This is a genomic window from Oceanobacillus alkalisoli, from assembly GCF_022213125.1.
In the GTDB taxonomy this organism is placed as follows: domain Bacteria; phylum Bacillota; class Bacilli; order Bacillales; family Amphibacillaceae; genus Oceanobacillus; species Oceanobacillus alkalisoli.
Window position 1 is genome coordinate 89,879 of record NZ_JAKNRA010000011.1, and the last position, 23,836, is coordinate 113,714.

The window sequence follows — 23,836 nt, forward strand, 5'->3', positions numbered from 1 at the left end:
GCTCCAGTTTGTACGTTGCTAACCGGGCGCTTACGCTTTTGGTTATTAATTTTCTTCGATATCTAAATTGAGTTTGGATGCTGCTTGAACCTCTTCATCCTCTAGCTCACGCATATCGATTTCATCTTCTTGGCTGTTCAGCATTTTCACGTCAAGCCCTAAGCTCTGAAGCTCTTTAATCAATACTTTGAATGATTCAGGAACTCCCGGTTCAGGTACATTATGACCTTTCACGATTGATTCGTATGTTTTCACACGGCCAACCGTGTCATCGGATTTGACAGTTAAAATCTCTTGCAGGGTGTATGCTGCACCGTATGCTTCAAGTGCCCACACTTCCATCTCACCGAAACGCTGACCACCAAATTGTGCTTTACCTCCAAGCGGCTGCTGGGTAACAAGTGAATATGGTCCAGTGGAACGTGCGTGTAGTTTGTCATCAACCATATGTGCTAGTTTCAGCATATACATGACTCCGACAGATACGCGGGTATCAAAGGACTCACCTGTTCTTCCATCGTAAAGGACGGTTTTCGCATCTCTTGCCATCCCAGCCTCCTCCAATGTCGCATAGACATCTTCCTCCGTTGCTCCGTCAAATACTGGAGATGCAACGTGAAGTCCAAGCAGTCTTGCCGCCATTCCAAGATGGAGTTCGAACACTTGTCCGATGTTCATTCGCGATGGTACCCCAAGCGGGTTCAGCATAATATCAATCGGTGTTCCATCTGGCATAAACGGCATATCTTCTTCCGGTAAAATCTTCGAGATAACACCTTTGTTTCCGTGCCGTCCTGCCATTTTATCCCCTTCAGATATTTTACGCTTCTGAACGATATAGACGCGAACAAGTTGATTCACACCTGGCGAAAGCTCATCTCCGTCTTCACGGTTAAATACGCGAACGTCAAGAATGATTCCTCCACCGCCATGTGGCACACGCAGGGATGTGTCTCTTACTTCACGGGCTTTCTCTCCAAAAATCGCATGAAGCAGACGTTCTTCAGCAGAAAGCTCCGTAACTCCCTTAGGCGTTACTTTACCGACAAGAATATCTCCGTCTTTCACTTCCGCTCCAATCCGGATGATTCCTTCTTCATCAAGATTTTTCAGTGCGTCTTCTCCGACGTTTGGAATATCTCTTGTAATTTCTTCCGGACCAAGTTTTGTATCACGAGCTTCCAGTTCAAATTCTTCAATATGAATGGATGTATATACGTCATCTTTGACGAGACGCTCACTCATAATAATCGCATCTTCATAGTTATAACCTTCCCAAGTCATGAAGCCGACTAACACGTTACGACCGAGTGCAAGTTCTCCAAGCTCCATTGACGGACCATCTGCAAGGACTTCGCCTCTTGTTACGCGGTCCCCTTCTTTAACGATTGGACGCTGGTTATAACATGTTCCTTGGTTTGTACGTTGGAACTTCTGTAATCTGTATGTGTCCGTATCTCCTTCAACTTCTTTACCGTCCACTTCAGAAATACGGCGAATGACGACTTCTTTTGCTTCAACACGCTCCACAATTCCGTTGTGGCGACAAATAACAGCAGCACCAGAATCTTTACCATTCACATACTCCATACCCGTACCAACAATTGGAGACTCAGGAACAAGTAACGGAACAGCCTGCTTCTGCATATTTGCACCCATTAGTGCGCGGTTCGAGTCATCATTCTCAAGAAATGGAATACATGCTGTCGCCGCAGAAACAACCTGCTTTGGTGACACATCCATATAATCAATCTTATCCCTGGATACGACAATGTTATCTTCACGGAAACGAGCAATTACTTCTTCATTCACGAAGCGGTTATTCTCATCTAATGGAGCATTCGCTTGCGCAACGATGTAATTATCTTGCTCATCAGCCGTTAAATAGTCGATTTGTTCCGTTACTTGACCGGTTTCTGGGTCAACACGACGATATGGGGACTCAATAAAACCGAATTTATTTACCTTTGCATAACTCGATAAGGAGTTGATCAAGCCGATGTTCGGTCCTTCAGGTGTTTCAATTGGACACATACGCCCGTAGTGGGAATAGTGTACGTCACGAACTTCGAATCCTGCTCGTTCACGGGTCAGACCTCCCGGACCAAGCGCTGATAAACGACGCTTATGTGTAAGCTCTCCTAGTGGGTTCGTTTGGTCCATGAACTGGGATAACTGCGAACTACCAAAGAACTCTTTAATCGATGCAATAACAGGACGAATATTGATCAGTTGCTGTGGTGTAACACTTGATGTGTCCTGAATGGACATTCTCTCACGCACTACACGCTCCATACGAGATAAACCGATTCGGAATTGGTTTTGAAGGAGCTCACCAACCGAACGCAGACGACGATTCCCTAAATGGTCGATATCGTCCACATCACCAACATTATGCAATTGATTAAAGAAATAACTGATTGATGCCAGGATGTCCGCTGGTGTAATATTTTTAATGTCTCTGTCTACACCGCCGTTTCCAATGATCGTTAACTCCCGCTCACCTTCTGGATCTGTCGGGTCAACAATCCGAATCGATTGCAATACAATATCCTCATCTAACACACCGTCATGCGGGCTGAAGGTTTTTTCTCCCAGTTTTTCTTCTTCTCTTTCAAGAAGCGGGATTAATTTGTCTAATAACTTACGTTCTAGACGGTCACCTTTTTCCGCAAGAACTTCTCCTGTTTCCGGGTCAGCTATTGTTTCAGCTAATACCTGATTGAACAGACGGTTCTTGATGTTTAGTTTTTTATTCATTTTATAACGACCAACGTGTGCCAAGTCATAGCGCTTCGGATCGAAAAAGCGTGTGACCAAAAGGCTTTTCGCGTTTTCAACTGTCGGAGGCTCCCCTGGACGAAGGCGTTCGTAAATTTCTAGTAATGCTTTTTCAGTTGTTTCAGTATTATCTTTTTCAAGGGTGTTTCTTAAATACTCATTATCACCGATCAATTCGATGATTTCCTGATCCGTACCAAATCCTAATGCTCGTAACAGCACTGTAATCGGTAATTTCCGCGTTCGGTCAATTCGTACAAAAGCGACGTCTTTTGCATCCGTCTCAAACTCAAGCCATGCACCACGGTTCGGAATAACAGTGGCTTGCACACCACGTCTACCGTTCTTATCAAATTTATCACTGAAGTACACACTTGGGGAACGTACAAGCTGCGAGACGATTACACGTTCAGCTCCGTTAATAATGAACGTTCCTGTATCAGTCATCAACGGGAAGTCACCCATAAATACTTCTTGTTCCTTCACTTCACCGGTTTCGTTGTTTAATAACCGAACCCGTACTCGAAGCGGGGCATTATAGGTCACATCTCTTTCCTTTGATTCGTCCACAGGATAGTTAGGCTCACCTAAACTATAATCTACAAACTCTAATGATAGGTTTCCGGTGAAATCTTCAATTGGTGAAATATCTCTGAACATTTCCCGTAACCCTTCCTCCATGAACCATTCATAAGAAGCGGTTTGAATTTCGATTAAATTTGGCAGCTCCAACACTTCACTGATACGTGCATAGCTTCTACGCTGGCGATGCTTGCCATATTGAACTAGTTGTCCTGTCAACTGCTTCACCCCTTAAAATCTTATGTTTTCGCAGATTTTCTTCTACGGAAATTTTTTCATAAATAAAAACGATAATGGAAACATAAACCAATTTCGTTTTATTGCATACGCATATCTTCGTAAGGTTACCTCTTCGTTTAGAACTGTATTTTTTAAAGAAAATAAAATACAGTTGTACAACTCGTTTAAATTTTGGTAAACTATATGAAGAAATATTAATCAAGCTGTCTAGAATACTTCATCCATTGTCCCCGTCCATAGATAAAATATACGTTTATACCCGTATAATCCTCGTTCCGACTTGACAAATGGAGCCAATCTTAGCATTATAGTATGTTACCACAACAAGGCCATCAGGTCAAACTTTACGTGCTCTTAAAATATAATAACCTTTTTCTCTAGCAACGACTGTCACATTTCCGAATAGTTCGTTGATCTTTTTCTGCGCAGATGGCGCACCTTGTTTCTTTTGGATGACTACCCACAGCTCACCATTCTTCACTAAAGCTTTTTCCGCATCCTCAAACATCCCATGCACGATATCCTTGCCAGCTCGAATTGGCGGGTTCGTGATTATCGCAGCAAAAGTTCTTTTTTTCAACCCTGAAAACCGGTCGCTATTTACAACTGCCACATTTGACAAACTATTTTCCTTGGCATTTTCCTCCGCTAATCGGATCGCTCTTTCATTTACATCCGCAAGCACTACATCCCTCTTTGGAAAAGATCCCGCTAAAGAAATGCCAATCGGTCCATAACCACAACCAAGATCCAAAAAGTCTCCTTGGACGGATGGTTCGGCAAAACACTCAATCAACAAACGCGAGCCAAAATCGATTCTATTTTTAGAGAAAACATTCGTGTCACTTGTGAATGTATACGTCTGATTCCGTAATTCCGCTTTCCAGGTTTTTGGTGAACTATCTGTATGGGGCTTTTTTGAATAGTAATGCTCGGTCATTCGGAACACCACGCTTCTGATTATCATTTATCGTGTGTAAGGCGGGACCTTAAAAGTCGCAACCTTAGAAGTAATTGTAATGGAATAGATAGATGAAGAATAAGAAATTGTTATGAACAAGAGCCCGTCGACATGAACGACGAGCTCTTTATTTAAATAAACTTATTTAACTTCTACTTCAGCGCCAGCTTCTTCAAGCTTACCTTTAACTTCTTCAGCTTCTTCTTTCGCTACGCCTTCTTTAATTGCTTTTGGTGCGTTATCCACAAGGTCTTTTGCATCTTTAAGTCCAAGACCAGTGATTTCACGAACTGCTTTAACAACTTTAATTTTAGAAGCGCCTGCTCCTGTAAGAACAACGTCAAATTCTGTTTGCTCTTCAGCAGCTCCGCCACCAGCAGCTCCGCCTGCAACTGCAACTGGAGCAGCAGCTGTTACGCCAAACTCTTCCTCAATAGCTTTTACTAAGTCGTTTAATTCTAAAACGGACATTTCTTTAATCGCACTAATCATTTCTTCTTTAGTCATGATTTAAATCCTCCTAATTAATTTTAATTTTTATACGTTCTGGCATTATGCGCCTTGTTCTTCCTCTTCTTTATCAGCAACAGACTTAACTGCATAAGCAAGGTTGCGGATTGGTGCTTGCAGCACGCTGAGTAACATAGAAACCATACCTTCGTAGTTCGGCAGGTCAGCAAGCTCTTTAATCTGTTCTAAAGAAACTACTTGCCCTTCGATGACGCCACCTTTAATTTCAAGCTCTTCATTCTCCTTAGCGAAGTTGTTAAGGACACGAGCAGGTGCTACGACGTCATCTTTTCCGAAAGCAATAGCGTTCGGTCCGGTAAGCACATCGTTTAGACCTTCTAATTCTGCAGCTTCTACAGCACGACGGGTCATCGTGTTTTTGTAAACATGAAACTCAATACCTTCTTCACGTAGTTGTTTACGTAATTCAGTAACTTGCGCAACGTCAAGTCCGCGGTAGTCGACTACAACAGACGTTTGACTTTCTTTGAACTTATCTGCGATTTCTTGTACAATTTGCTTCTTTTGTTCCAATACATTAGACATTGTTCCACCTCCTAATTACTTATACCATACCGTTCTATTAGCATTTTCCGTATCAAGTCTATAAAAAAAGCCCTCAGATAGACATGAGAGCTTTATACCACTTTCCAAATAAGCGTACTTGGATCGTTTTTATAAAACACCTCGGCGGGAAATTAAGCGACGGGTCGCACCTGCTGTCTACGGTATAATGTATTCTTTTATAACGTAATCAGTATATCAGATGACTTATTTCAAGTCAATGATTTGTTTATTTGTACCCAGAAACGTCAACCTTGACGCCAGGTCCCATTGTTGAAGCAACAGAAACGTTCTTCAAGTAGTTACCTTTTGATGATTGAGGCTTCACTTTAACAATTTGATCAATGATTGCTTCTAGGTTCTCAACAAGTTTGTTTTCATCGAAAGAAGCTTTACCGAATGGAACATGAACGTTGGACTGCTTATCAACACGATATTCTACTTGTCCAGCTTTAATATCGTTAACTGCTTTTTCCACTTCAAATGTTACAGTTCCAGTTTTCGGGTTAGGCATTAGACCACGAGGTCCAAGCACTCTACCAAGCTTACCTACTTCAGCCATCATGTCCGGAGTTGCAACAATCACATCAAAATCAAACCAACCACCGTTGATTTTCTCGATGAATTCTGCCTCACCTACATAGTCAGCTCCAGCAGCTTCTGCTTCTTTTGCTTTTTCACCTTTCGCGAAAACAAGTACGCGTTGCGTTTTACCAGTTCCGTGCGGCAGAACCATTGCTCCGCGGATTTGTTGGTCCGCTTTCTTCGGATCTACTCCCAGACGGAATGCTACTTCCATTGTTTCGTCAAAACTGGCTTTTGCAGTTTGTTTAGCAAGGGAAACAGCTTCATTGATTTCGTATGTTTTTGAACGATCAATCAGCTTTTCTGCTTCTTGATACTTTTTACCTCTTTTTGCCATTATATTTCCTCCTCTATTGTGGTGTTAGCGGTTATACCTCCCACGTTTGAACCTCCCATGACTAAAAGTCAAAGGATTCCTAGAAACAGAGCATACCTTGTAAATGCATTTCTTAGCTTACAGCAGTTTCTCTTATATATCCTAGGCACTACCCGTAATTCCTACGGTGAAAGCTTAAGTTTATGGGTGCGTTGCACTCCTCCAGCTATCCGACTGCTTTGTTTTCGCTTTTCGGATAGCGGGGAGGGGGTGTTCGACTAAGTATGCCACGTCCTGCGGCAACGTCGAACCACTCACTTCCTGCGAGCGAGTCTGCACGCACCTAAACGGTTGCTTACTCTCTTGTGAAATAGCTGTGATTCCAGAGGGAGACCACAGCTAACCAAGTTTTGAAATTAGTCTTCGATTGTAATACCCATGCTTCGGGCAGTACCTTCGACCATACGCATAGCAGCTTCAACATCTGCTGCATTCAAGTCTTGCATTTTTGTTTCTGCGATTTCTTTTACTTCAGCACGTTTAACTGTAGCCACTTTTGTTTTGTTTGGCTCACCAGATCCAGCGTTAATTCCTGCCGCTTTCTTAAGCAGAACAGCTGCTGGTGGAGTTTTCGTAACAAATGTAAATGAACGGTCTTCAAATACCGTAATTTCTACAGGGATAATTAAACCTGCCTGTTCTTGTGTACGTGCATTGAACTCTTTACAGAATCCCATAATGTTAATACCCGCTTGACCAAGTGCTGGTCCAACCGGTGGTGCTGGAGTAGCTTTACCAGCAGGGATTTGCAATTTCACTAATTTGATTACTTTATTAGCCACGAGACACACCTCCTTAAAGTCCGTGATGTGGTATTAGGGATTTCCCCTCCCACTCTTACTCAAGTACTTCAACTGCGAAGCACATAAATAACATAGAAATTCTACCATGTATAAAGTAAAATTGCAAGGGGGAATTTTATTTTATACTATAAACAATCATACTACCAATTAACCTGAGCTGTTCTATAGTTTCTCCACCTGAGTAAAATCTAGTTCGATAGGTGTTTCTCTACCGAACATATTGACATGGACTTTTAACTTCTGTTTATCCAGATCAATATTTTCAATCGTTCCTTCAAAGTCTGCGAATGGTCCTTCTTTCACCTTCACATTCTCTTTCAATTCAAAATCAACTTGTACTTCAGATGCTTGGACTCCCATTCGTTTCAGAACAGCATCAACTTCATCCGGTAATAATGGTGTTGGTTTTGTTCCGTGACCACTTGAACCGACGAATCCAGTTACGCCTGGTGTATTCCGTACAACGTACCAGGAATCATCTGTCATCACCATTTCTGTTAAAACGTAACCAGGGAAAGATTTCTTTTTAACTACTTTCTTTTTCCCATTTTTAATTTCTGTTTCTTCGTCCTCCGGAACAACAACGCGGAAAATTTTATCTTGCATCCCCATTGTTTCTACTCGTTTTTCGAGGTTGATTTTCACTTTATTTTCATAACCAGAGTACGTATGCACAACATACCAATTTTTCTCCATGTATTCAGGACAGTACGCCCTTTCCCTCCCTTAGATAGTATAATCGGAGTACACCTGTTTTATCCCAATATGAAAAACCCGGCTGATTGCGGGTTTTCTTTTGAATGTATATTTATTTTCATTATAGCATAGTTAACGGATTATTATTCAAAGAAGTTCTAAAAGCTGTGAAATTCCGAAGTCGACAATGAAAAAGAAGATGGCGATTAAAACAACAGTCGTTAATACGATCACCGTATAACTTCTTAGTTCCTTGCCAGTTGGCCAGCTCACCTTTTTCATTTCCCTTGAAACATTCTTCAAGAACTTAAACATTCTTTGTACCCCCCAAGCTCCACCTCATGCGCTACTTTGTCTCTTGATGTAATGTATGTTTCCCACAGTGCTTGCAAAATTTCTTCATTTCTAATCTGGTAGATGTTGTGGATACATTTTTATTTGTTGAATAATTTCTACTTGAACAAATAGCACATGCTAAAGTTATCTTCCTACTCATCTTATCATCCCACTAACAGGGTATTTTTTCAACTAATAATGTAGCACGTTTCCTCGCTCTGTGTCAACGGCATCTTTCTATTAAATCTTTATTTCATTTCCTTTAATCAGTTGCTCGAGCTTTTTCTTTACTCGTTGCAGCGCATTATCAATCGACTTGAGGTGTCGTCCTAGCTTCGTAGATATCTCTTGATAGGAACACCCATCGAGGTAGAGGTGAAGTACTTGCTTTTCGAACCCGCTTAATAATTCTGAAAGCTTCAGTTCCATGTCTACGAGTTTCTCTTGATTCACCAATAATTCTTCAGGATCTATGGACCTTGAGCCTGCAATCACATCGATTAGCGTTCGATCTGATTCTTCGTCAAAAATAGGCTTGTCCAATGAAATATAGGAGTTTAGCGGGGTATGTTTTTGCCTTGTGGCTGTTTTGATAGCGGTAATTATTTGCCTCGTAATACATAATTCGGCAAAGGCTTTGAAAGAAGAAAGCTTCTCTTTGTCATAGTCACGAATTGCTTTGTAAAGACCTATCATTCCTTCCTGAACGATATCCTCACGATCTGCTCCAATCAAGAAGTATGTCCGCGCTTTACCTTGGACAAAATTGCGGTATTTGTTGATTAGAAAATCTAGCGCATGTTTATCTTCTTGATGAACTAAATGAATAAGCTTTTCATCATCAAGCATATGTAAGCCTGAATATTCCATGTCTAGTTGCTTGACTTCCACCAAGAATTACCCCCGTTCACATATGATAAGCTAACTGTAAACGTTATTATATACAGGAGAAGTGCTTTCGTCAATATAGCTTGAAGCATTTTAACGTAAAAAGGAGAAAAAAATCTATTTTCTCAATTTTCTCCTCTTCTCATTTTTTCAAAGCGCTCAAGAATATCTTGATCGAGGATGATTTTTGTTTGAGGCTGTTTTTTCTCCTGTTCCTTCAAACGTTCATCAATTTCTTCCTCCATATCGCGAATATCGACTTTCAGCTCACGGGCGGAGATGCGTAATGCCCCTTGAGCAAAAATCGTGCGCTGCTCTGTATAATCGTTGGTCGCTACATAAACTTGTGTCTTGACGTTTTTTAATTTTTTGATTAACCGTTCAATACGTTCATCAGCGGTTTCATTTTCTTTCGTATAGATAACTTCTATCTTGAACTGTTTTAGCTTGCTCTCTTTACCCGGCGCCTCGTGGGCGTCAAACACGATAATAACCTTCATCCCCGTAAATGCCTGGTACTCAGCCATACGCTCAATGAGAAGATCCCTTGCCGCGGCCATATCCCCGTCACGCAGACGTTGCAATTCCTCCCAATCCCCAATGATGTTGTAACCATCTACTAATAATATATCCATTAGCTTTCACCCAGCGGATTTCGCTTTCTATAAACTTCATATAACAATAAGCTGCAAGCAACGGAAGCATTTAATGATAAAACTTCGCCGTACATCGGGATACTTACCGTCCAATCACACTTTTTCCGGACGAGTCGTGAGATACCTTTTCCTTCATTGCCAATGACGACTGCAATTGGTATCGTGCCATCCAGCCTACGGTAATCTTCTGTTGCCTCACCCTCTGTACCAACGACCCAAACTTGTCTTTCCTTTAATTCATCGATTGTATCTGCAATATTCGTTACCCGAACAACCGGAACATGTTCAATAGCTCCTGCTGCCGTTTTCGCGACGGTTGCTGTGAGACCAACAGAGCGGCGTTTCGGAATAATCACCCCATGAACACCTGTAGCGTCTGCTGTTCGTAAAATAGAACCTAGATTATGCGGATCTTCCAGCTCGTCCAAAATAATAAAAAAAGGATCTTCCCCTCTTTGTTCCGCTCGTTCGAAAAGTTCTTCCAAATTTCCATATGCATAAGATGCAACATATGCAACAATTCCTTGGTGATTCCCATTGGAAAGATGATCAAGTTTCGCTTTCGGAACGTGCTGAACGATTGTTCCAGCCTCTTTTGCAAGCTGCTTTAATTTCTTTACCGTATTGGGATTCAACTGCTCGGCAACAAATACTTTATTTACCGAACGCCCCGAGGAAAGTGCCTCCATGACGGGGTTTTTCCCTATGATTATTTCATCGCTCATTGTTGTTCTTCCTTTCCTCCATTGTTGTTGTAATGAATGTTACAGCAGCTTCCATTAGTTCATACAGCCGGTCTTTATTTTCATCTATATAATGATAGCCTAATAACGCTTCAAAGCCTGTACTATAGCGATACGTCTGAACACTGCTATTCTTAGGAATGGAGCCGGACTTTGCATTTCTTCCCCGGGCGACAATGCGCTCTTCTTCCGGGGAAAGCAGTCCGGCTTCCAACCAATGAAACAGTACGGCGGCCTGGCCTTTTGCCGATACAAAATTTACAGCTTTTTGATGTAGCTGATTTGGCTTGACCTGACCCGTTTTGAGTAAATGTTCTCTGACATATACTTCATAAACAGCATCACCCATATAAGCAAGCGCTAAACTTTTCATTTGTTTTGCTTGAAGTGCCATGCTTAGCCTCTTTTCCAGCGAACTCCTTGCGCGGTATCTTCTAAAATAATTGATTTATCTTTTAGTAGATCTCGTATTTCATCTGCACGTTGGTAATCCTTATTTTTCCTTGCTTCATTTCGCTCTTCAATCAGCACCTCGATCTCTTCATCCAAGAGTTCCTGCTCTTCTTCCAAATCAATACCAAGTGTTCCAAGTAACGTAACAATTGTATCTTGGAATGCTTCCAGTATGGATGTATGAGTTTGTTCCTCGGCAAGGTAGATATTCGCTTCTTTTGCAAGGTCGAACAATACGGAAATCGCATTTGCCGTATTAAAATCATCATCCATTTCCTTTTCAAAATCAAGGGTGAACTGCTTGATTTTAGCAAGCCACTCCTCCTGGCTATCGACGAGATTCATGCTTGTTTGTTTACGATGCTCCAAATTATGATAAGCTGTCTTAATTCGTTCTAGACTGATTTTTGCACTATCCAGTAATTCTTCTGTGAAATTAATCGGATGGCGGTAATGCACACTCAGCATAAAGAAACGCAGAACTTGAGGGTCATGCTGATCGATTAAATCTTTTGTCAAAACAAAGTTTCCGAGGGATTTCGACATTTTTTCATTATCGATATTGATATAGCCATTATGCATCCAATAATTCGCAAACGGCTGGTCGTTCATTGATTCCGATTGAGCTATTTCATTTTCATGGTGCGGGAACGTCAAATCCTGACCGCCTGCGTGGATATCAATCGTTTCACCAAGGTACTTCTTCGCCATAGCCGAGCATTCGATGTGCCAGCCGGGTCTGCCATCGCCCCATGGTGAGTCCCAAGCAACTTCTCCGTCCTTCGCTCGTTTCCAAAGTGCAAAATCAAGTGGGTCATCTTTCTTTTCCCCGACCTGAATCCTTGCACCTACTCTCAGCTCATCAATCGACTGCTGTGAAAGCTTTCCGTACCCTTCAAAGGAACGTGGTTTGAAATAGACGTCACCTTCCACTTCATAAGCGTAACCTTTATCAACTAAGCCTTGGATAAAATCAATGATTTCATCCATTGTTTCGGTTACGCGCGGGTGGTAGGTTGCTCTTTTAACACCTAAAGCTTGCACGTCGGCTAAATATGCATCAATGAACCGGTCTGCAAGTGTCCGAACATCTTCGCCACTTTCTTCTGCCGCTTGAATAATCTTATCATCGACATCAGTAAAATTAAGGACATAATCAACTTCATAACCTTTATATTCAAAATAGCGTCTTACCGTATCAAATACAATCGCAGGTCGGGCATTCCCGATATGAATATAGTTATAAACGGTTGGGCCGCATACATACATCTTCAGCTTCCCTGATTCTATTGGTTTAAAATTTTCTTTCTCTCGCGTTAACGTATTAAATAATTTAATCGACATGTTGGAAATGACTCCCCTTCTTCAGCTTTTCAATTTCTGCTTGCAGTATATCAATTTGGCTTTGTATCTCATTGATCCGATCAGCAACCGGATCCGGAAGCTTATGATGATCCAGGTCTTTTACGCGTATTCCGTCTTGGATGATCACTTTGCCAGGGATTCCAACTACAGTGGAGTTATCAGGAACGTCTTTTAAAACGACGGAACCGCCCCCGATTTTCGCGTTCTCTCCAATCGTAATATTACCAAGAACCTTTGCCCCTGTGGATATGAGGGCATTTTTCTTTACTGTCGGATGACGCTTTCCTTTTTCTTTACCAGTTCCTCCAAGCGTGACTCCTTGGTAAATCGTTACGTTATCGGCAATTTCACACGTCTCGCCAATGACGACTCCCATTCCATGGTCAATAAATAGGCGTCTGCCGATTTTTGCCCCGGGATGGATTTCGATCCCTGTCAGGAATCTGCTGATTTGCGAAATCGCACGTGCAAAGAAGAACAATCTTCTGTTATAAAACGCATGGGCAATCCGGTGAAACCATACGGCGTGAAGACCGGAATAGGTTAGAAAAACTTCAAAATAAGTTCGCGCGGCGGGGTCTTGGTCAAACACAACTTCCATATCCTCTTTCATCCGCTTAAATATACCCACCGTCATACCACCTTTCATTTTAATGGCTTCCTTAAACCCAAGTTCACAAATCGAGTTAATCAACATAAAAAAAGCGTCTCTGCATGAGGACAGAGACGCTTGATGCGCGGTTCCACTCTGTTTGAAGAAATTGCTTCCTTCCAACTTGGACTCTTGTTAACGGTAGAGTTCCGCTATTATGTACTATATTTCCATAATAGACTCTGAGGGGCACTTCGGAAGTTTCATTTAAAATCACTCGCAGCCAAGGTGATTCTCTCTGGATAAACGAAGAAAGTCCTACTCTTCCTCTTCAACGTTCAAATATTTACTATTACTATATTACAGTTTCCCGAATTTGTGAACTAGAAAGCTCTGCAATTAATTCACATGTTTTCCCCGAAGAACTCTGTCCAGACGAATCATGACGATTTCTTTGCCAAGCAGCGCGATTGCTTGCGGCAATTCCGGGCCATGGGTTTGACCAGTTGTTGCGACACGAATCGGCATAAATAGCTTTTTCCCTTTATGACCGGTTTCTTTCTGTGTAGCTTTCGTTTGGGCTTTAATTTCGTCAGCGGTAAAAGATTCAAGTGTGTTCAACTTATCTCTAAAGCTTTGAAGAACTTCTGGAACCTGTTCTTCTTCAAGCACTTTAATTGCATCTTCGTTATAATTTATTTCTTCTGTAAAGAACAATTCGGTCAGTTCGACAATTTCTTCACCATAACTCAATTGTTCCTGATAAAGGGCAATTACATTTTCCGCCCACTTGCGTTTATCTTCACCCATGTTTTCCGGCAGTTTTCCAGCAGCAATTAAATGCGGCATGGTAAGGTCGATTACTTTTTCAAGATCGACATTCTTAACGTATTCACCGTTCATCCACTTTAACTTTTGTTGGTCGAAAATAGCTGGAGAAGTCGATAATCTGTCCGGATCAAAGATATCAATTAACGTTTCCTTATCGAAAATCTCTTCTTCTCCAACAGGAGACCAGCCAAGTAAACTAATGAAATTGAACATCGCTTCTGGCAGGTAACCGAGATTGCGATATTGCTCGATGAATTGTAAAATATGTTCATCTCGCTTACTCAACTTCTTCCGGTTCTCATTTAAAATAAGTGTCATATGGCCATATGTCGGCACTTCCCAATCAAAAGCATTAAAAACCATCATTTGTTTCGGTGTATTGGAAATATGCTCTTCTCCGCGAAGCACATGCGAGATTTTCATTAAATGATCATCTATTGCAACTGCAAAGTTATAGGTTGGAATCCCGTTCTTTTTCACGATGACCCAGTCACCAAAATCACTGGATTCAAATGTAATATCACCACGCACAAGGTCATGGAATGTATAGGTTTCATTGTCAGGCACACGGAAACGAATACTTGGAAGTCTGCCTTCTGCTTCGAATGCCGTAATTTGCTCTTCCGTCAGGTTACGGTGGGCACCAGAATACTTCGGCACCTGACCTTTCGCGCGCTGCTCCTCCCGCTCTTGTTCCAGTTCTTCTTCTGTCATATAGCATTTATACGCAAGTCCGCGCTCCAAGAGCTCGTCCACATATTTCCCATATAAATCAAGACGCTCGGTCTGGCGGTATGGTCCGTACTCTCCGCCCACATCCGGGCCTTCTTCCCATTCGATACCTAACCATTTCAAATAGCGGTGCTGACTCTCTTCGCCACCTTCCACATTTCTCTTTTCGTCGGTATCTTCCGTCCGAATAATAAATTTTCCATTATAATGTTTCGCGTACAGATAGTTAAACAGCGCTGTTCTTGCGTTACCAATATGCAAATGACCTGTTGGACTTGGTGCATAACGTACCCGAACCTCATTCGTCATGATGTTTCCCCTCTCTTTTTGAAAATTATGTACCGTAACGCACTTGAAAAGTGATAACAATATAGATGTCATCACTTTTCAAGCATTATCCTTAATAAGTTATACCTTTTTTACAGTGCTTTTTCAAGTGTTTTTGGTTTGGCGAAGATCATTCTGCCTGCAGAAGTCTGCAAGACACTTGTAATAATGACCTCAATTGTTTTTCCGATATAGTCACGGCCTTCTTCGACAACAATCATTGTTCCATCATCCAAATAGGCGATTCCCTGGCGCTGTTCTTTCCCGTCCTTGATTACTTGGACGACCAGTTCTTCTCCTGGTAGGACGACCGGTTTGACTGCATTTGCAAGATCATTAATATTAAGCACAGGAACACGCTGCAGATCACACACTTTATTCAAGTTGAAATCATTCGTTACCACAATTCCATCCGTCACTTTAGCGAGTTTAATCAGCTTGCTGTCCACTTCAGCGATCTCTTCAAAATCACCTTCATAGATCTCTACTGTAATCGGTAATTCTTTTTGAATACGATTCAGCACATCAAGTCCGCGCCGCCCGCGGTTACGCTTCAACGCATCCGAGGAATCCGCAATGTGCTGCAGCTCTCCTAATACAAATTGAGGGATTACTAATGTCCCTTCCAAAAACCCTGTACTGCAAATATCAGCAATTCTACCGTCTATTATAACACTTGTATCAAGTATTTTCGGTTTCGGCATTTCATCTTCTGAATCTGCATCACCTTGATCAGTAGTTTCTTTCAGTTTATCCTTTTTCCCTGTCCGCAGTAAACTCGAAAATTCCTCCCGGCGCCTGAAGCCAACACGGAAACCTAAATAGCCAAGAATTATCGTAATAAAAATCGGCAGTACTTGTGAGAATACTTGGATATTGATATCCTGAAGTGGCATCGTAACGAGATAGGCTATGACAAGTCCGACAATCATTCCTAAGCTACCAAATAATAAGTCCATTGCCGGCAGTTTAATAAGGGTATCTTCTATCCATTTGAAAAAGTTTACGACGTGATCCACAAAAAATGAAGAGAGTAAAAATAAAATAATTGCACCTAATGTCATGCCAAGATATGGGTTTGTCAGCCAGTTCATATCTATATTTAATAAATTAATAATCATGGGGATATACAGGTAACCAATCGTTCCACCAAGGACAATAAAAAAGATATGAACAACTTTTTTTAACATTTTCTCACCTCCTTATGCTTATTATTACCTTTATTTTTCTTTTATAACCCTACGGATAGGAGAGATAAGCTCATTTTTTCACTAAAAGCGTTAAATTCATCTTGCAAGTCCTATTTCTAATGCTTCTTGAATGGTGGAAACACCAACTACTTGAATATCTTTCGGAATCGTCCAACCATCCAAATTATGTTGCGGGCAAATTACCCGCTCGAAACCAAGCTTAGCTGCTTCCTGTACACGTTGTTCAATCCGGGAGACCCTTCTGATTTCTCCAGTCAGTCCAACCTCACCGATGAAAATATCCTTTGGTTCTGTCGGCTGGTCCCGGAAGCTGGATGCAATGCTAATGGCAATTGCCAGATCAATTGCGGGCTCATCCAACTTCACTCCGCCAGCCACTTTCAAATAAGCATCCTGATTCTGCAACATGAAACCAACCCGCTTCTCCAAAACAGCCATGAGCAGCGGAACACGATTCGAATCAATGCCAGTAGCCATTCTACGCGGGTTTCCAAAGCTTGACGGAGCAATGAGTGCTTGAATTTCTACTAGAATCGGCCGCGTTCCTTCCATTGATGCAACTACTGTAGAGCCTGCTGTGCCAGTTTTTCGCTCTTCCAGAAATATTTCCGAAGCGTTCACGACTTCACGTAAACCTTCTTCACGCATCTCAAAAATTCCCATTTCATGTGTACTGCCAAAACGGTTTTTCACACTGCGTAAAATCCGATATGTATGATGTCGTTCCCCTTCAAAATACAACACTGTATCTACCATATGTTCCAAAAGTCTTGGCCCAGCGATTGCCCCTTCCTTCGTTACATGTCCAACGATAAAAACAGAAATATGATTTGTCTTCGCAATCCGCATGAGTTCCCCAGTGCTTTCCCGTACTTGGGAAACGCTTCCCGGTGCACTCGTTACTTCTTCCCGGTAGATCGTTTGAATCGAATCCACAATAACAAGTTCTGGCTTCAACTTTTCAATCTGTTGACCTATATCATATAAATTGGTCTCACTTAATACGTATAATTCTGCTTCTTGCACTCCTAGACGGTCTGCCCGAAGTTTCGTTTGCCTCGTTGATTCTTCCCCGGAGATATAAAGGACACGCATTTTTTTCTTAGCGATCTGGGCTGATATTTGCAATAACAACGTCGATTTCCCTATCCCTGGGTCCCCACCGATTAACACGAGGGAGCCCGGAACAATTCCACCGCCGAGCACACGGTTGAATTCTCGCATTTCAGTTGTAATTCGTGGTTCTTTTTGTGATTCAAGTTGGGTAATCGGTTCTGGTTTACTAACCGTCCGCTTACCGCTTGTAACATGCCTGCCGCCGCTGCCTCCAGCCTGTACTTCTTCGACCATTGTGTTCCAGTTTCCGCAGCCGGGGCATTTCCCCATCCATTTCGGAGATTCATAACCACAGTCTTGGCAGACAAATGTATTCTTGCGTTTAGCCAAACTCATTCGATCCCTTCTTCTATTGTATACGATTATTACTTTTCATAGGTTACATAGTAGTTTCAATTTCTCAACTTTTTCCTAAATTATGCCACACACTGGGATAGAAAGCATATTTTCCAAGCTTTTACTTTTAAGCTTAAGTGCAGTAAAAGCTAGAAGAGGTGACTCTTCTAGCTTTTATCTGACTGGTGCTACTGCTTTATTTTAAAATGATGAATTCACCTTTGTTGTTTAGGCCGATTTTCACGGACTTGCCTTTTTCGACCGTTCCTTTCAGTAATTCCTCAGATAACATGTTTTCGATATTTTGCTGAATGGAGCGTCTTAGAGGTCTTGCTCCATATTCCGGGTCGAATCCTTCGTTAGCAATTTTCTCGATTGCTTTATCTGTCAGTGATAGTTCGATTTCTTGTTCTTCCAATCTTTCTTTCAGTTCTTCTAACATAAGCACAACAATGTCTTTCATATGCTTCTTCTCTAAAGAATGGAAAACAATCGTTTCATCAATCCGGTTTAAGAACTCTGGACGGAAGGCTTTCTTAAGTGCGTCCATTACTTTTGATTTCATATCGGCGTGTTGCTGGCTTTCGTCTGCAACATTGAAACCGACAAATTTATTACGACGCAACTCACTTGCACCAACGTTTGAAGTCATAATGATGACTGTATTACGGAAATCAACGGTTCTACCTTTGGAGTCTGTTAAACGCCCATCTTCCAGCACTTGAAGCAGGATGTTAAAGACTTCCGGGTGGGCTTTTTCCACTTCATCCAAAAGAACAACAGAATATGGTTTTCTGCGGACTTTTTCCGTTAATTGGCCGCCTTCTTCATAGCCGACGTACCCTGGAGGGGATCCGACTAATCGTGCTGTAGAATGTCTTTCCATGTACTCCGACATATCAACGCGAATCATCGCGTCTTCATCTGCAAACATCACTTCAGCAAGGGCTCTTGCAAGCTCTGTTTTACCGACCCCTGTAGGGCCTAAGAAGATAAACGAACCAATTGGACGCTTCGGATCTTTCAGTCCTGAGCGGGCTCTACGAATGGCAGTCGATATAGCTTTCACTGCTTCTTCTTGGCCGATTACACGATTATGGAGAATTTCTTCCATATTAAGAAGACGCTGCGTTTCATCTTTCGTAAGCTTAGCTACCGGTACACCAGTCCAAATCGATACGACACTCGCAATATCTTCAATGGTTACTTCCGAGTCCATTTGACCTTGCTTCTCTTTCCATTCATTTTTCGTTTTCTCGAGTTCTTCACGATATCGCTGTTCTGTATCACGTAAAGATGCTGCTTTTTCAAATTCCTGACTTTGAACAGCCGCGTCCTTTTCTTTCCTGACGTCTGCTAATTTCTGTTCCAGTTCTTTTAAGTTCGGCGGAATCGTGTAGGAACGAAGACGAACTTTAGAACCAGCCTCATCAATTAAGTCGATTGCCTTATCCGGCAGGAATCGTTCTGTAATATAGCGATCCGATAGTGTCGCACTCGCTTCAATCGCTTCATCGGTAATGGTTACACGATGATGGGCCTCATAGCGGTCACGCAAACCTTTTAAAATAAGAATCGTTTCTTCAACAGATGGCTCATCCACTTGAATCGGCTGGAAACGACGTTCAAGTGCTGCATCTTTTTCAATATATTTCCGGTACTCATCCAGCGTCGTCGCTCCAATACACTGGATTTCTCCGCGGGAAAGGGATGGCTTTAAAATATTCGATGCGTCAATTGCACCTTCTGCGCCCCCTGCACCAATTAATGTATGCAATTCATCAATAAATAGAATAACATTCCCAGCTTGGCGAATTTCTTCCATGACCTTTTTTAAACGGTCCTCAAACTCTCCACGATATTTCGTCCCTGCAACGACCGTCCCCATATCAAGCGTCATCACGCGTTTATCACGGAGGGTTTCCGGTACTTCATTATCAATAATTTGCTGGGCAAGTCCTTCTGCCACTGCTGTTTTACCAACACCCGGTTCCCCAATTAATACAGGGTTATTTTTCGTCCGGCGACTTAATACTTGTATGACACGTTCAATTTCTTTGGAACGACCAATAACCGGGTCAATTTTACCTTCTCTTGCACTTACCGTTAAATCTCTTGCAAGGGAATCGAGCGTCGGGGTGCTCGCGTTTGATTGCTGGCCGCCACGCCCTCTTCTGCCTGCTTGAGACTCATTACTGCCTAATAGTTTTAAAACTTGCTGACGGGCTTTATTTAGGCTTATTCCAAGGTTATTAAGAACCCGGGCTGCAACGCCTTCTCCTTCCCGGATAAGGCCGAGTAAAATATGTTCCGTCCCTACATAGGAATGGCCAAGCTTGCGCGCTTCATCCTGTGATAGTTCCACAACTTTTTTTGCTCGTGGAGTGTAGTGAATCGATTGCATCGGCTGTTTACCTACTCCAATTAATTTCTCCACTTCTTCTTGAATTTTTTCAACTTGTACTCCTAATGATTGCAGAGCCTTCGCCGCAATCCCCTCGCCTTCGCGAACAAGCCCGAGCAAAATATGCTCTGTTCCAATGTTATTATGTCCGAGACGTACTGCCTCTTCTTGTGACAGTGCAAGCACCTTTTGCGCCCTTTCTGTAAATCTTCCAAACATCATCTGGCATCCCTCCTATTTCTCTAATTCAAGTCTTTCTCTGATGAGCGAAGCACGAAATACATCGCGCTCTCGCGGTGTTAAGCGTCTGTTAGCATAATATTGTAAGAATCCTGGTTGTGTTAGAGTCATTAATTCATTTAATATATTTTTAGATATATTTTCAATAATACCTAAGTCTATACCTAAACGCACGTTAGAAATGCATTTAGCGGCTTCCTTCGATTCAATGATTCGGGCATTCTTCATCGTTCCATAAGACCTGAAAATACGATCCTCCAGACTGATTCCTAGTTGCTCGGTAATATAGCTCCGGGCAAGCCGTTCTTGCTCAATCAGCTGCTTCACGACACTGGCTAAATCAAAGACTATATCTTTCTCTGATTTCCCGAGGGTGATCTGATTCGAAATCTGGAAAATATTACCTAGTGATTCACTGCCTTCCCCGTATATTCCACGCACGACCAACCCGAACTGATTAATCGCAGGGATCATCCGGCTCATCTGCTTCGTGATCACCAGAGCCGGCAAGTGCATCATCACGGACGCGCGCATTCCTGTTCCCACATTCGTTGGACAGCTCGTGAGATATCCAAACTTCTCATCGAACGCATAGTCAACTTTCCCCTCTATCCAATCATCCAGCTGTGAAGCTTGTTTCAGACCATCGGCAAGTTGATATCCAGGGAAATAAAGTTGGATCCTCAAATGATCTTCTTCATTGATCATAATGGAGACCTGCTCATTTTTAGAAATAAGTGCTGCTGACTGTGGATATCTGGTTAGGCTAGGACTGACGAGATGCTTCTCAATTAAAATCTGATTCTCTATTTCTGATAAATTCTTTGTCGAGATAAAGTGGAAATCCGTATAATCCTGAAAGGACGTTTTATTATACGTATCTTTCATGAAATCATGAACCTTTTTTAATTCATCTTCTTTCCCTAGAATAGGATACATAACATTAGCGAAGTTCCGAGCTAAACGAATCCGGCTGCTTAAAACAATATCGCTATCGGTACCCTCTTTTCGCATCCAAGGACTTATCGCTTCGTTTAGAAAATGCTCTAATGTCATCCTTCGCTTTCCCCCCTCTTAGCTGATCCCTGTGTTTCCAATGCTTTTATTTTATCTCGGAGAATCGCGGCTTCTTCAAAAGCTTCTTCCTCTATTAACTTCTTCATTTGGATACGATATTCCTCTAATTGACGTTTTTTTTGTATATTTCCACCTGTGCGTTTTGGTATTTTACCAGCATGGGCTGTATTCCCTGCATGAACCCGTCGTAGTATAGGACTTAAACGTTCTGAAAAAGTTTCATAACAAGTGGCGCAGCCAAATTTTCCGATTTCCTTAAAGGCCGAAAAAGTCAATTTACAATTCGGGCATTGAAGCTCTTTAATTTGTTTTTTGTCGGACACTTGAGTTCCGAATGGATACGTATCAAAGTTAAATATTCCTGTAAGTAAATCGTGGAGAGAAGATCCCTGATCTTGAGATTGCATATAGCCTTTTTCTTGGGCACAAACTTCACACACGCGAACTTCTTTTTTCTCCCCATTTATTACATGTTTAAAATAAACTGTAGCTGGCCGTTTTTGACACTCTTGACATTCCACACGCATCTTCCTCCTCCTGCCCATAATAGGGTTAATTATAGTATTTCAAAGTATGAAGCATCGCAGTTAAAATACGTGCCCGAATCTCGTCTCGTTCTGGCAGCTGAAATGGTAATGTCGTTCGTTCAATCGCACTATAAATCAGTTTTTCTTCCCGATTCGTAATGATTTCTTCATCCCGTAAACGTTCCAGCACATGAACTGCTGCCTGCTGCGAAATACTTGGATTAATCATTTTAATAATACCATCAATCAACTCTGCCTTATCTTCGTGCTTTACACGAATGATCCGGATATATCCCCCACCACCACGCTTACTTTCCACTATATACCCTTTTTCTGTCGTAAATCTCGTGTTAATCACATAATTAATCTGTGAAGGTACACATTCAAACTGGTCTGCAATTTCACTCCGCTTAATTTCAATTGCATTTTTACCTGTGGAATGAAGTACTTTCTTTAGATACGCTTCAATAATATCTGAAATATTGCTCATTGTTAAGAATTCCCCCTCTCCTTACATATCACTCATTTCTTGCTATGCCGGAACAAAAGGAAATGACATTGACTTTGACTATCTTTGACTATAAATTAATTATACGCCAAAATAGAACTGTTGAAAAGTAATATCCAATATTCTATTCTAGACATTTTTCAAGGAAATAAACGGAAAGAGAGAGATTTAAAATAATAAGCATAAGTTAAAGGTGGAATAACTCCTCCTTTAACCTTGCCCCTTGCACTGTATGTCTCACTTTTCCAGTTGATTGATATTATTAACACCATCTAATTTAGACATTTCTTCAAATAATACAAGCAACTGATTTCCTCCCATACCTTTCATCTTGAAATAAATCTTTCTGAGATCTCTTTCCATTTTTTCCACTTCCACTGCAATAATATTCACATCATACATTTCTGCTATTTCAACAAGCTTGTGTACTTTTATTTTTTGCTCGACAACCATTTCAATCCTTGTGTATTTTCGTTGCGAAGGGAGCAGTTTTTCAAGATTATTCAATACAACTAAACTAATTAAAATGATTAATGTTGCAACAATAGCAGGACCATACATTCCTGCACCTACCACAAGCCCGACACCAGCTACCGCCCATATAGAAGCAGCTGTTGTAAGTCCGCGAATCGTTCCCCCGTAGACAATAATTGTTCCAGCGCCAAGAAATCCAATTCCGCTTATTACATAAGAAGGAATGCGGGCCGGGTCAAACCGTACATTATCATAATGCTCGAGAAACTCAAGAAAACCAAATATCGATAAAAGCATCATCAGACTAGCACCGACACCTACTAATATATGTGTCCGAAAACCTGCGGAGTGATTATTCCACTCTCGTTCAAATCCGATTATTCCAGATAATAATAAGGCAACTAACAGCCTCGTTACAATTACATAGAAATGATCCCCCATAATTTCCTCTATAAGTACTTCCATTTTCTTTTCCTCTTTTCTATATATTATCCTTTATATGGAACCCTGTTCCCTAATAAACAATATACGTAAACGTTACTAAAAAATAAACAAAACAAAAAGACAGACTATCATTTTATGATAATCTGTCTTTTAATATGCCTGGCAACGTCCTACTCTCGCAGAGACAAGGTCTCAACTACCATCGGCGCTGGAAAGCTTAACTGCTGTGTTCGGTATGGGAACAGGTGTGACCTTTCCGCCTTCATTACCAGACATGAAAGTATGTAATTTTTAAAGACAAGTTATATTATATGCATTTTCTTCAGAAAATGCAAGTCTTTTTTAAACTTGTACCCTGAAAACTAAATAAGAGTAATTCACGACATCAAGATATAGAAGTTAGTTAAGTCCTCGATCGATTAGTATTCGTCAGCTCCACATGTCACCATGCTTCTACCTCGAACCTATCAACCTCATC

At 41.6% G+C, this 23,836-nt stretch carries 23 protein-coding genes, 1 rRNA gene and 2 other annotated features; all 24 genes read right to left on the bottom strand.

Features of this window, described 5'->3' with window-relative positions; translation table 11 throughout:
• Window positions 1-45: 45 nt before the first annotated feature.
• Window positions 46-3,582, bottom strand: coding sequence for a DNA-directed RNA polymerase subunit beta (gene rpoB / locus L3V42_RS13725; RefSeq protein WP_238472218.1), 3,537 nt, complete (start codon window positions 3,580-3,582; stop codon window positions 46-48).
• A gap of 358 nt (window positions 3,583-3,940) precedes the next feature.
• Window positions 3,941-4,543, bottom strand: coding sequence for a class I SAM-dependent methyltransferase (locus L3V42_RS13730; protein ID WP_235762992.1), 603 nt, complete (start codon window positions 4,541-4,543; stop codon window positions 3,941-3,943).
• A 162-nt stretch (window positions 4,544-4,705) separates the two neighbouring features.
• On the bottom strand, window positions 4,706-5,071 hold the full coding sequence (rplL, locus tag L3V42_RS13735; protein ID WP_235762991.1) for a 50S ribosomal protein L7/L12: 366 nt from the start codon (window positions 5,069-5,071) through the stop codon (window positions 4,706-4,708).
• 45 nt (window positions 5,072-5,116) lie between these two features.
• The gene (gene rplJ, locus L3V42_RS13740) at window positions 5,117-5,620 is read right to left on the bottom strand and encodes a 50S ribosomal protein L10 (protein WP_235762990.1); all 504 of its coding nucleotides are present in this window, start codon (window positions 5,618-5,620) and stop codon (window positions 5,117-5,119) included.
• A 54-nt stretch (window positions 5,621-5,674) separates the two neighbouring features.
• Window positions 5,675-5,821 (bottom strand) — a sequence feature (ribosomal protein L10 leader region).
• Window positions 5,822-5,867: 46 nt separating this feature from the next.
• On the bottom strand, window positions 5,868-6,560 hold the full coding sequence (gene rplA, locus L3V42_RS13745; RefSeq protein ID WP_235762989.1) for a 50S ribosomal protein L1: 693 nt from the start codon (window positions 6,558-6,560) through the stop codon (window positions 5,868-5,870).
• 395 nt (window positions 6,561-6,955) lie between these two features.
• The gene (gene rplK / locus L3V42_RS13750) at window positions 6,956-7,381 is read right to left on the bottom strand and encodes a 50S ribosomal protein L11 (RefSeq protein WP_235762988.1); all 426 of its coding nucleotides are present in this window, start codon (window positions 7,379-7,381) and stop codon (window positions 6,956-6,958) included.
• Window positions 7,382-7,564: 183 nt separating this feature from the next.
• Entirely contained in the window at window positions 7,565-8,098 is a 534-nt protein-coding gene (nusG, locus tag L3V42_RS13755; protein ID WP_235762987.1) for a transcription termination/antitermination protein NusG, read from the bottom strand.
• A 147-nt stretch (window positions 8,099-8,245) separates the two neighbouring features.
• The gene (gene secE, locus L3V42_RS13760) at window positions 8,246-8,413 is read right to left on the bottom strand and encodes a preprotein translocase subunit SecE (RefSeq protein WP_235762986.1); all 168 of its coding nucleotides are present in this window, start codon (window positions 8,411-8,413) and stop codon (window positions 8,246-8,248) included.
• Between the two features lie 31 nt (window positions 8,414-8,444).
• Window positions 8,445-8,594 (bottom strand): 50S ribosomal protein L33, encoded by a 150-nt coding sequence (rpmG, locus tag L3V42_RS13765; protein WP_235762985.1) that lies wholly within the window; start codon window positions 8,592-8,594, stop codon window positions 8,445-8,447.
• 80 nt (window positions 8,595-8,674) lie between these two features.
• Window positions 8,675-9,304 (bottom strand): RNA polymerase sporulation sigma factor SigH, encoded by a 630-nt coding sequence (gene sigH, locus L3V42_RS13770; protein WP_235763084.1) that lies wholly within the window; start codon window positions 9,302-9,304, stop codon window positions 8,675-8,677.
• A gap of 143 nt (window positions 9,305-9,447) precedes the next feature.
• Window positions 9,448-9,957, bottom strand: a complete 510-nt coding sequence (locus L3V42_RS13775) for an NYN domain-containing protein (protein WP_235762984.1) — start codon at window positions 9,955-9,957, stop codon at window positions 9,448-9,450.
• The gene (gene rlmB, locus L3V42_RS13780; protein WP_238472219.1) at window positions 9,957-10,703 is read right to left on the bottom strand and encodes a 23S rRNA (guanosine(2251)-2'-O)-methyltransferase RlmB; all 747 of its coding nucleotides are present in this window, start codon (window positions 10,701-10,703) and stop codon (window positions 9,957-9,959) included. Before rlmB ends, L3V42_RS13775 begins: the two co-directional genes overlap by 1 nt.
• Window positions 10,693-11,115 carry a Mini-ribonuclease 3 gene (locus L3V42_RS13785; RefSeq protein ID WP_235762982.1) on the bottom strand — a complete coding sequence of 141 codons (423 nt, stop codon included), beginning with the start codon at window positions 11,113-11,115 and terminating at the stop codon, window positions 10,693-10,695. Before L3V42_RS13785 ends, rlmB begins: the two co-directional genes overlap by 11 nt.
• Window positions 11,116-11,117: 2 nt before the next feature.
• Window positions 11,118-12,518, bottom strand: coding sequence for a cysteine--tRNA ligase (gene cysS, locus L3V42_RS13790; protein ID WP_238472220.1), 1,401 nt, complete (start codon window positions 12,516-12,518; stop codon window positions 11,118-11,120).
• A complete protein-coding gene (gene cysE / locus L3V42_RS13795; RefSeq protein ID WP_235763083.1) occupies window positions 12,508-13,164 on the bottom strand; it encodes a serine O-acetyltransferase in 657 nt (218 codons plus the stop codon). Before cysE ends, cysS begins: the two co-directional genes overlap by 11 nt.
• A 94-nt stretch (window positions 13,165-13,258) precedes the next feature.
• Window positions 13,259-13,475 (bottom strand) — a binding site (T-box leader).
• A 55-nt stretch (window positions 13,476-13,530) separates the two neighbouring features.
• Window positions 13,531-15,003, bottom strand: coding sequence for a glutamate--tRNA ligase (gene gltX, locus L3V42_RS13800; RefSeq protein WP_238472221.1), 1,473 nt, complete (start codon window positions 15,001-15,003; stop codon window positions 13,531-13,533).
• A gap of 110 nt (window positions 15,004-15,113) precedes the next feature.
• Complete coding sequence (locus L3V42_RS13805; RefSeq protein WP_235762979.1) at window positions 15,114-16,211, bottom strand: PIN/TRAM domain-containing protein; 1,098 nt, start codon at window positions 16,209-16,211, stop codon at window positions 15,114-15,116.
• Between the two features lie 96 nt (window positions 16,212-16,307).
• On the bottom strand, window positions 16,308-17,678 hold the full coding sequence (gene radA / locus L3V42_RS13810) for a DNA repair protein RadA (RefSeq protein WP_238472225.1): 1,371 nt from the start codon (window positions 17,676-17,678) through the stop codon (window positions 16,308-16,310).
• A gap of 202 nt (window positions 17,679-17,880) precedes the next feature.
• Window positions 17,881-20,310 carry an ATP-dependent protease ATP-binding subunit ClpC gene (gene clpC, locus L3V42_RS13815; RefSeq protein ID WP_235762978.1) on the bottom strand — a complete coding sequence of 810 codons (2,430 nt, stop codon included), beginning with the start codon at window positions 20,308-20,310 and terminating at the stop codon, window positions 17,881-17,883.
• 12 nt (window positions 20,311-20,322) lie between these two features.
• On the bottom strand, window positions 20,323-21,384 hold the full coding sequence (gene mcsB, locus L3V42_RS13820) for a protein-arginine kinase McsB (protein ID WP_235762977.1): 1,062 nt from the start codon (window positions 21,382-21,384) through the stop codon (window positions 20,323-20,325).
• Window positions 21,381-21,932: a protein-arginine kinase activator protein McsA gene (gene mcsA, locus L3V42_RS13825; RefSeq protein WP_255783470.1), complete on the bottom strand. Its 552-nt coding sequence runs from the start codon at window positions 21,930-21,932 to the stop codon at window positions 21,381-21,383. Before mcsA ends, mcsB begins: the two co-directional genes overlap by 4 nt.
• Before the next feature lie 25 nt (window positions 21,933-21,957).
• Window positions 21,958-22,422: a CtsR family transcriptional regulator gene (locus L3V42_RS13830; protein WP_235762975.1), complete on the bottom strand. Its 465-nt coding sequence runs from the start codon at window positions 22,420-22,422 to the stop codon at window positions 21,958-21,960.
• A 255-nt stretch (window positions 22,423-22,677) separates the two neighbouring features.
• A complete protein-coding gene (locus tag L3V42_RS13835; RefSeq protein ID WP_235762974.1) occupies window positions 22,678-23,379 on the bottom strand; it encodes an MgtC/SapB family protein in 702 nt (233 codons plus the stop codon).
• 136 nt (window positions 23,380-23,515) lie between these two features.
• Window positions 23,516-23,631 (bottom strand): 5S ribosomal RNA (rrf, locus tag L3V42_RS13840).
• Window positions 23,632-23,836 lie beyond the last annotated feature (205 nt).

Excerpts from the sequence above, each read along its gene's own strand:
- L3V42_RS13730 (WP_235762992.1), bottom strand. The coding sequence starts at position 4,543 with ATGACCGAGCATTACTATTCAAAAAAGCCCCATACAGATAGTTCACCA.
- rplL (WP_235762991.1), bottom strand. The coding sequence starts at position 5,071 with ATGACTAAAGAAGAAATGATTAGTGCGATTAAAGAAATGTCCGTTTTA.
- rplJ (WP_235762990.1), bottom strand. The coding sequence starts at position 5,620 with ATGTCTAATGTATTGGAACAAAAGAAGCAAATTGTACAAGAAATCGCA.
- rplA (WP_235762989.1), bottom strand. The coding sequence starts at position 6,560 with ATGGCAAAAAGAGGTAAAAAGTATCAAGAAGCAGAAAAGCTGATTGAT.
- nusG (WP_235762987.1), bottom strand. The coding sequence starts at position 8,098 with ATGGAGAAAAATTGGTATGTTGTGCATACGTACTCTGGTTATGAAAAT.
- secE (WP_235762986.1), bottom strand. The coding sequence starts at position 8,413 with ATGTTTAAGTTCTTGAAGAATGTTTCAAGGGAAATGAAAAAGGTGAGC.
- rpmG (WP_235762985.1), bottom strand. The coding sequence starts at position 8,594 with ATGAGTAGGAAGATAACTTTAGCATGTGCTATTTGTTCAAGTAGAAAT.
- sigH (WP_235763084.1), bottom strand. The coding sequence starts at position 9,304 with ATGGAATATTCAGGCTTACATATGCTTGATGATGAAAAGCTTATTCAT.
- L3V42_RS13775 (WP_235762984.1), bottom strand. The coding sequence starts at position 9,957 with ATGGATATATTATTAGTAGATGGTTACAACATCATTGGGGATTGGGAG.
- rlmB (WP_238472219.1), bottom strand. The coding sequence starts at position 10,703 with ATGAGCGATGAAATAATCATAGGGAAAAACCCCGTCATGGAGGCACTT.
- L3V42_RS13785 (WP_235762982.1), bottom strand. The coding sequence starts at position 11,115 with ATGGCACTTCAAGCAAAACAAATGAAAAGTTTAGCGCTTGCTTATATG.
- cysS (WP_238472220.1), bottom strand. The coding sequence starts at position 12,518 with ATGTCGATTAAATTATTTAATACGTTAACGCGAGAGAAAGAAAATTTT.
- gltX (WP_238472221.1), bottom strand. The coding sequence starts at position 15,003 with ATGACGAATGAGGTTCGGGTACGTTATGCACCAAGTCCAACAGGTCAT.
- L3V42_RS13805 (WP_235762979.1), bottom strand. The coding sequence starts at position 16,211 with ATGTTAAAAAAAGTTGTTCATATCTTTTTTATTGTCCTTGGTGGAACG.
- clpC (WP_235762978.1), bottom strand. The coding sequence starts at position 20,310 with ATGATGTTTGGAAGATTTACAGAAAGGGCGCAAAAGGTGCTTGCACTG.
- mcsB (WP_235762977.1), bottom strand. The coding sequence starts at position 21,384 with ATGACATTAGAGCATTTTCTAAACGAAGCGATAAGTCCTTGGATGCGA.
- mcsA (WP_255783470.1), bottom strand. The coding sequence starts at position 21,932 with ATGCGTGTGGAATGTCAAGAGTGTCAAAAACGGCCAGCTACAGTTTAT.
- L3V42_RS13830 (WP_235762975.1), bottom strand. The coding sequence starts at position 22,422 with ATGAGCAATATTTCAGATATTATTGAAGCGTATCTAAAGAAAGTACTT.
- L3V42_RS13835 (WP_235762974.1), bottom strand. The coding sequence starts at position 23,379 with ATGGAAGTACTTATAGAGGAAATTATGGGGGATCATTTCTATGTAATT.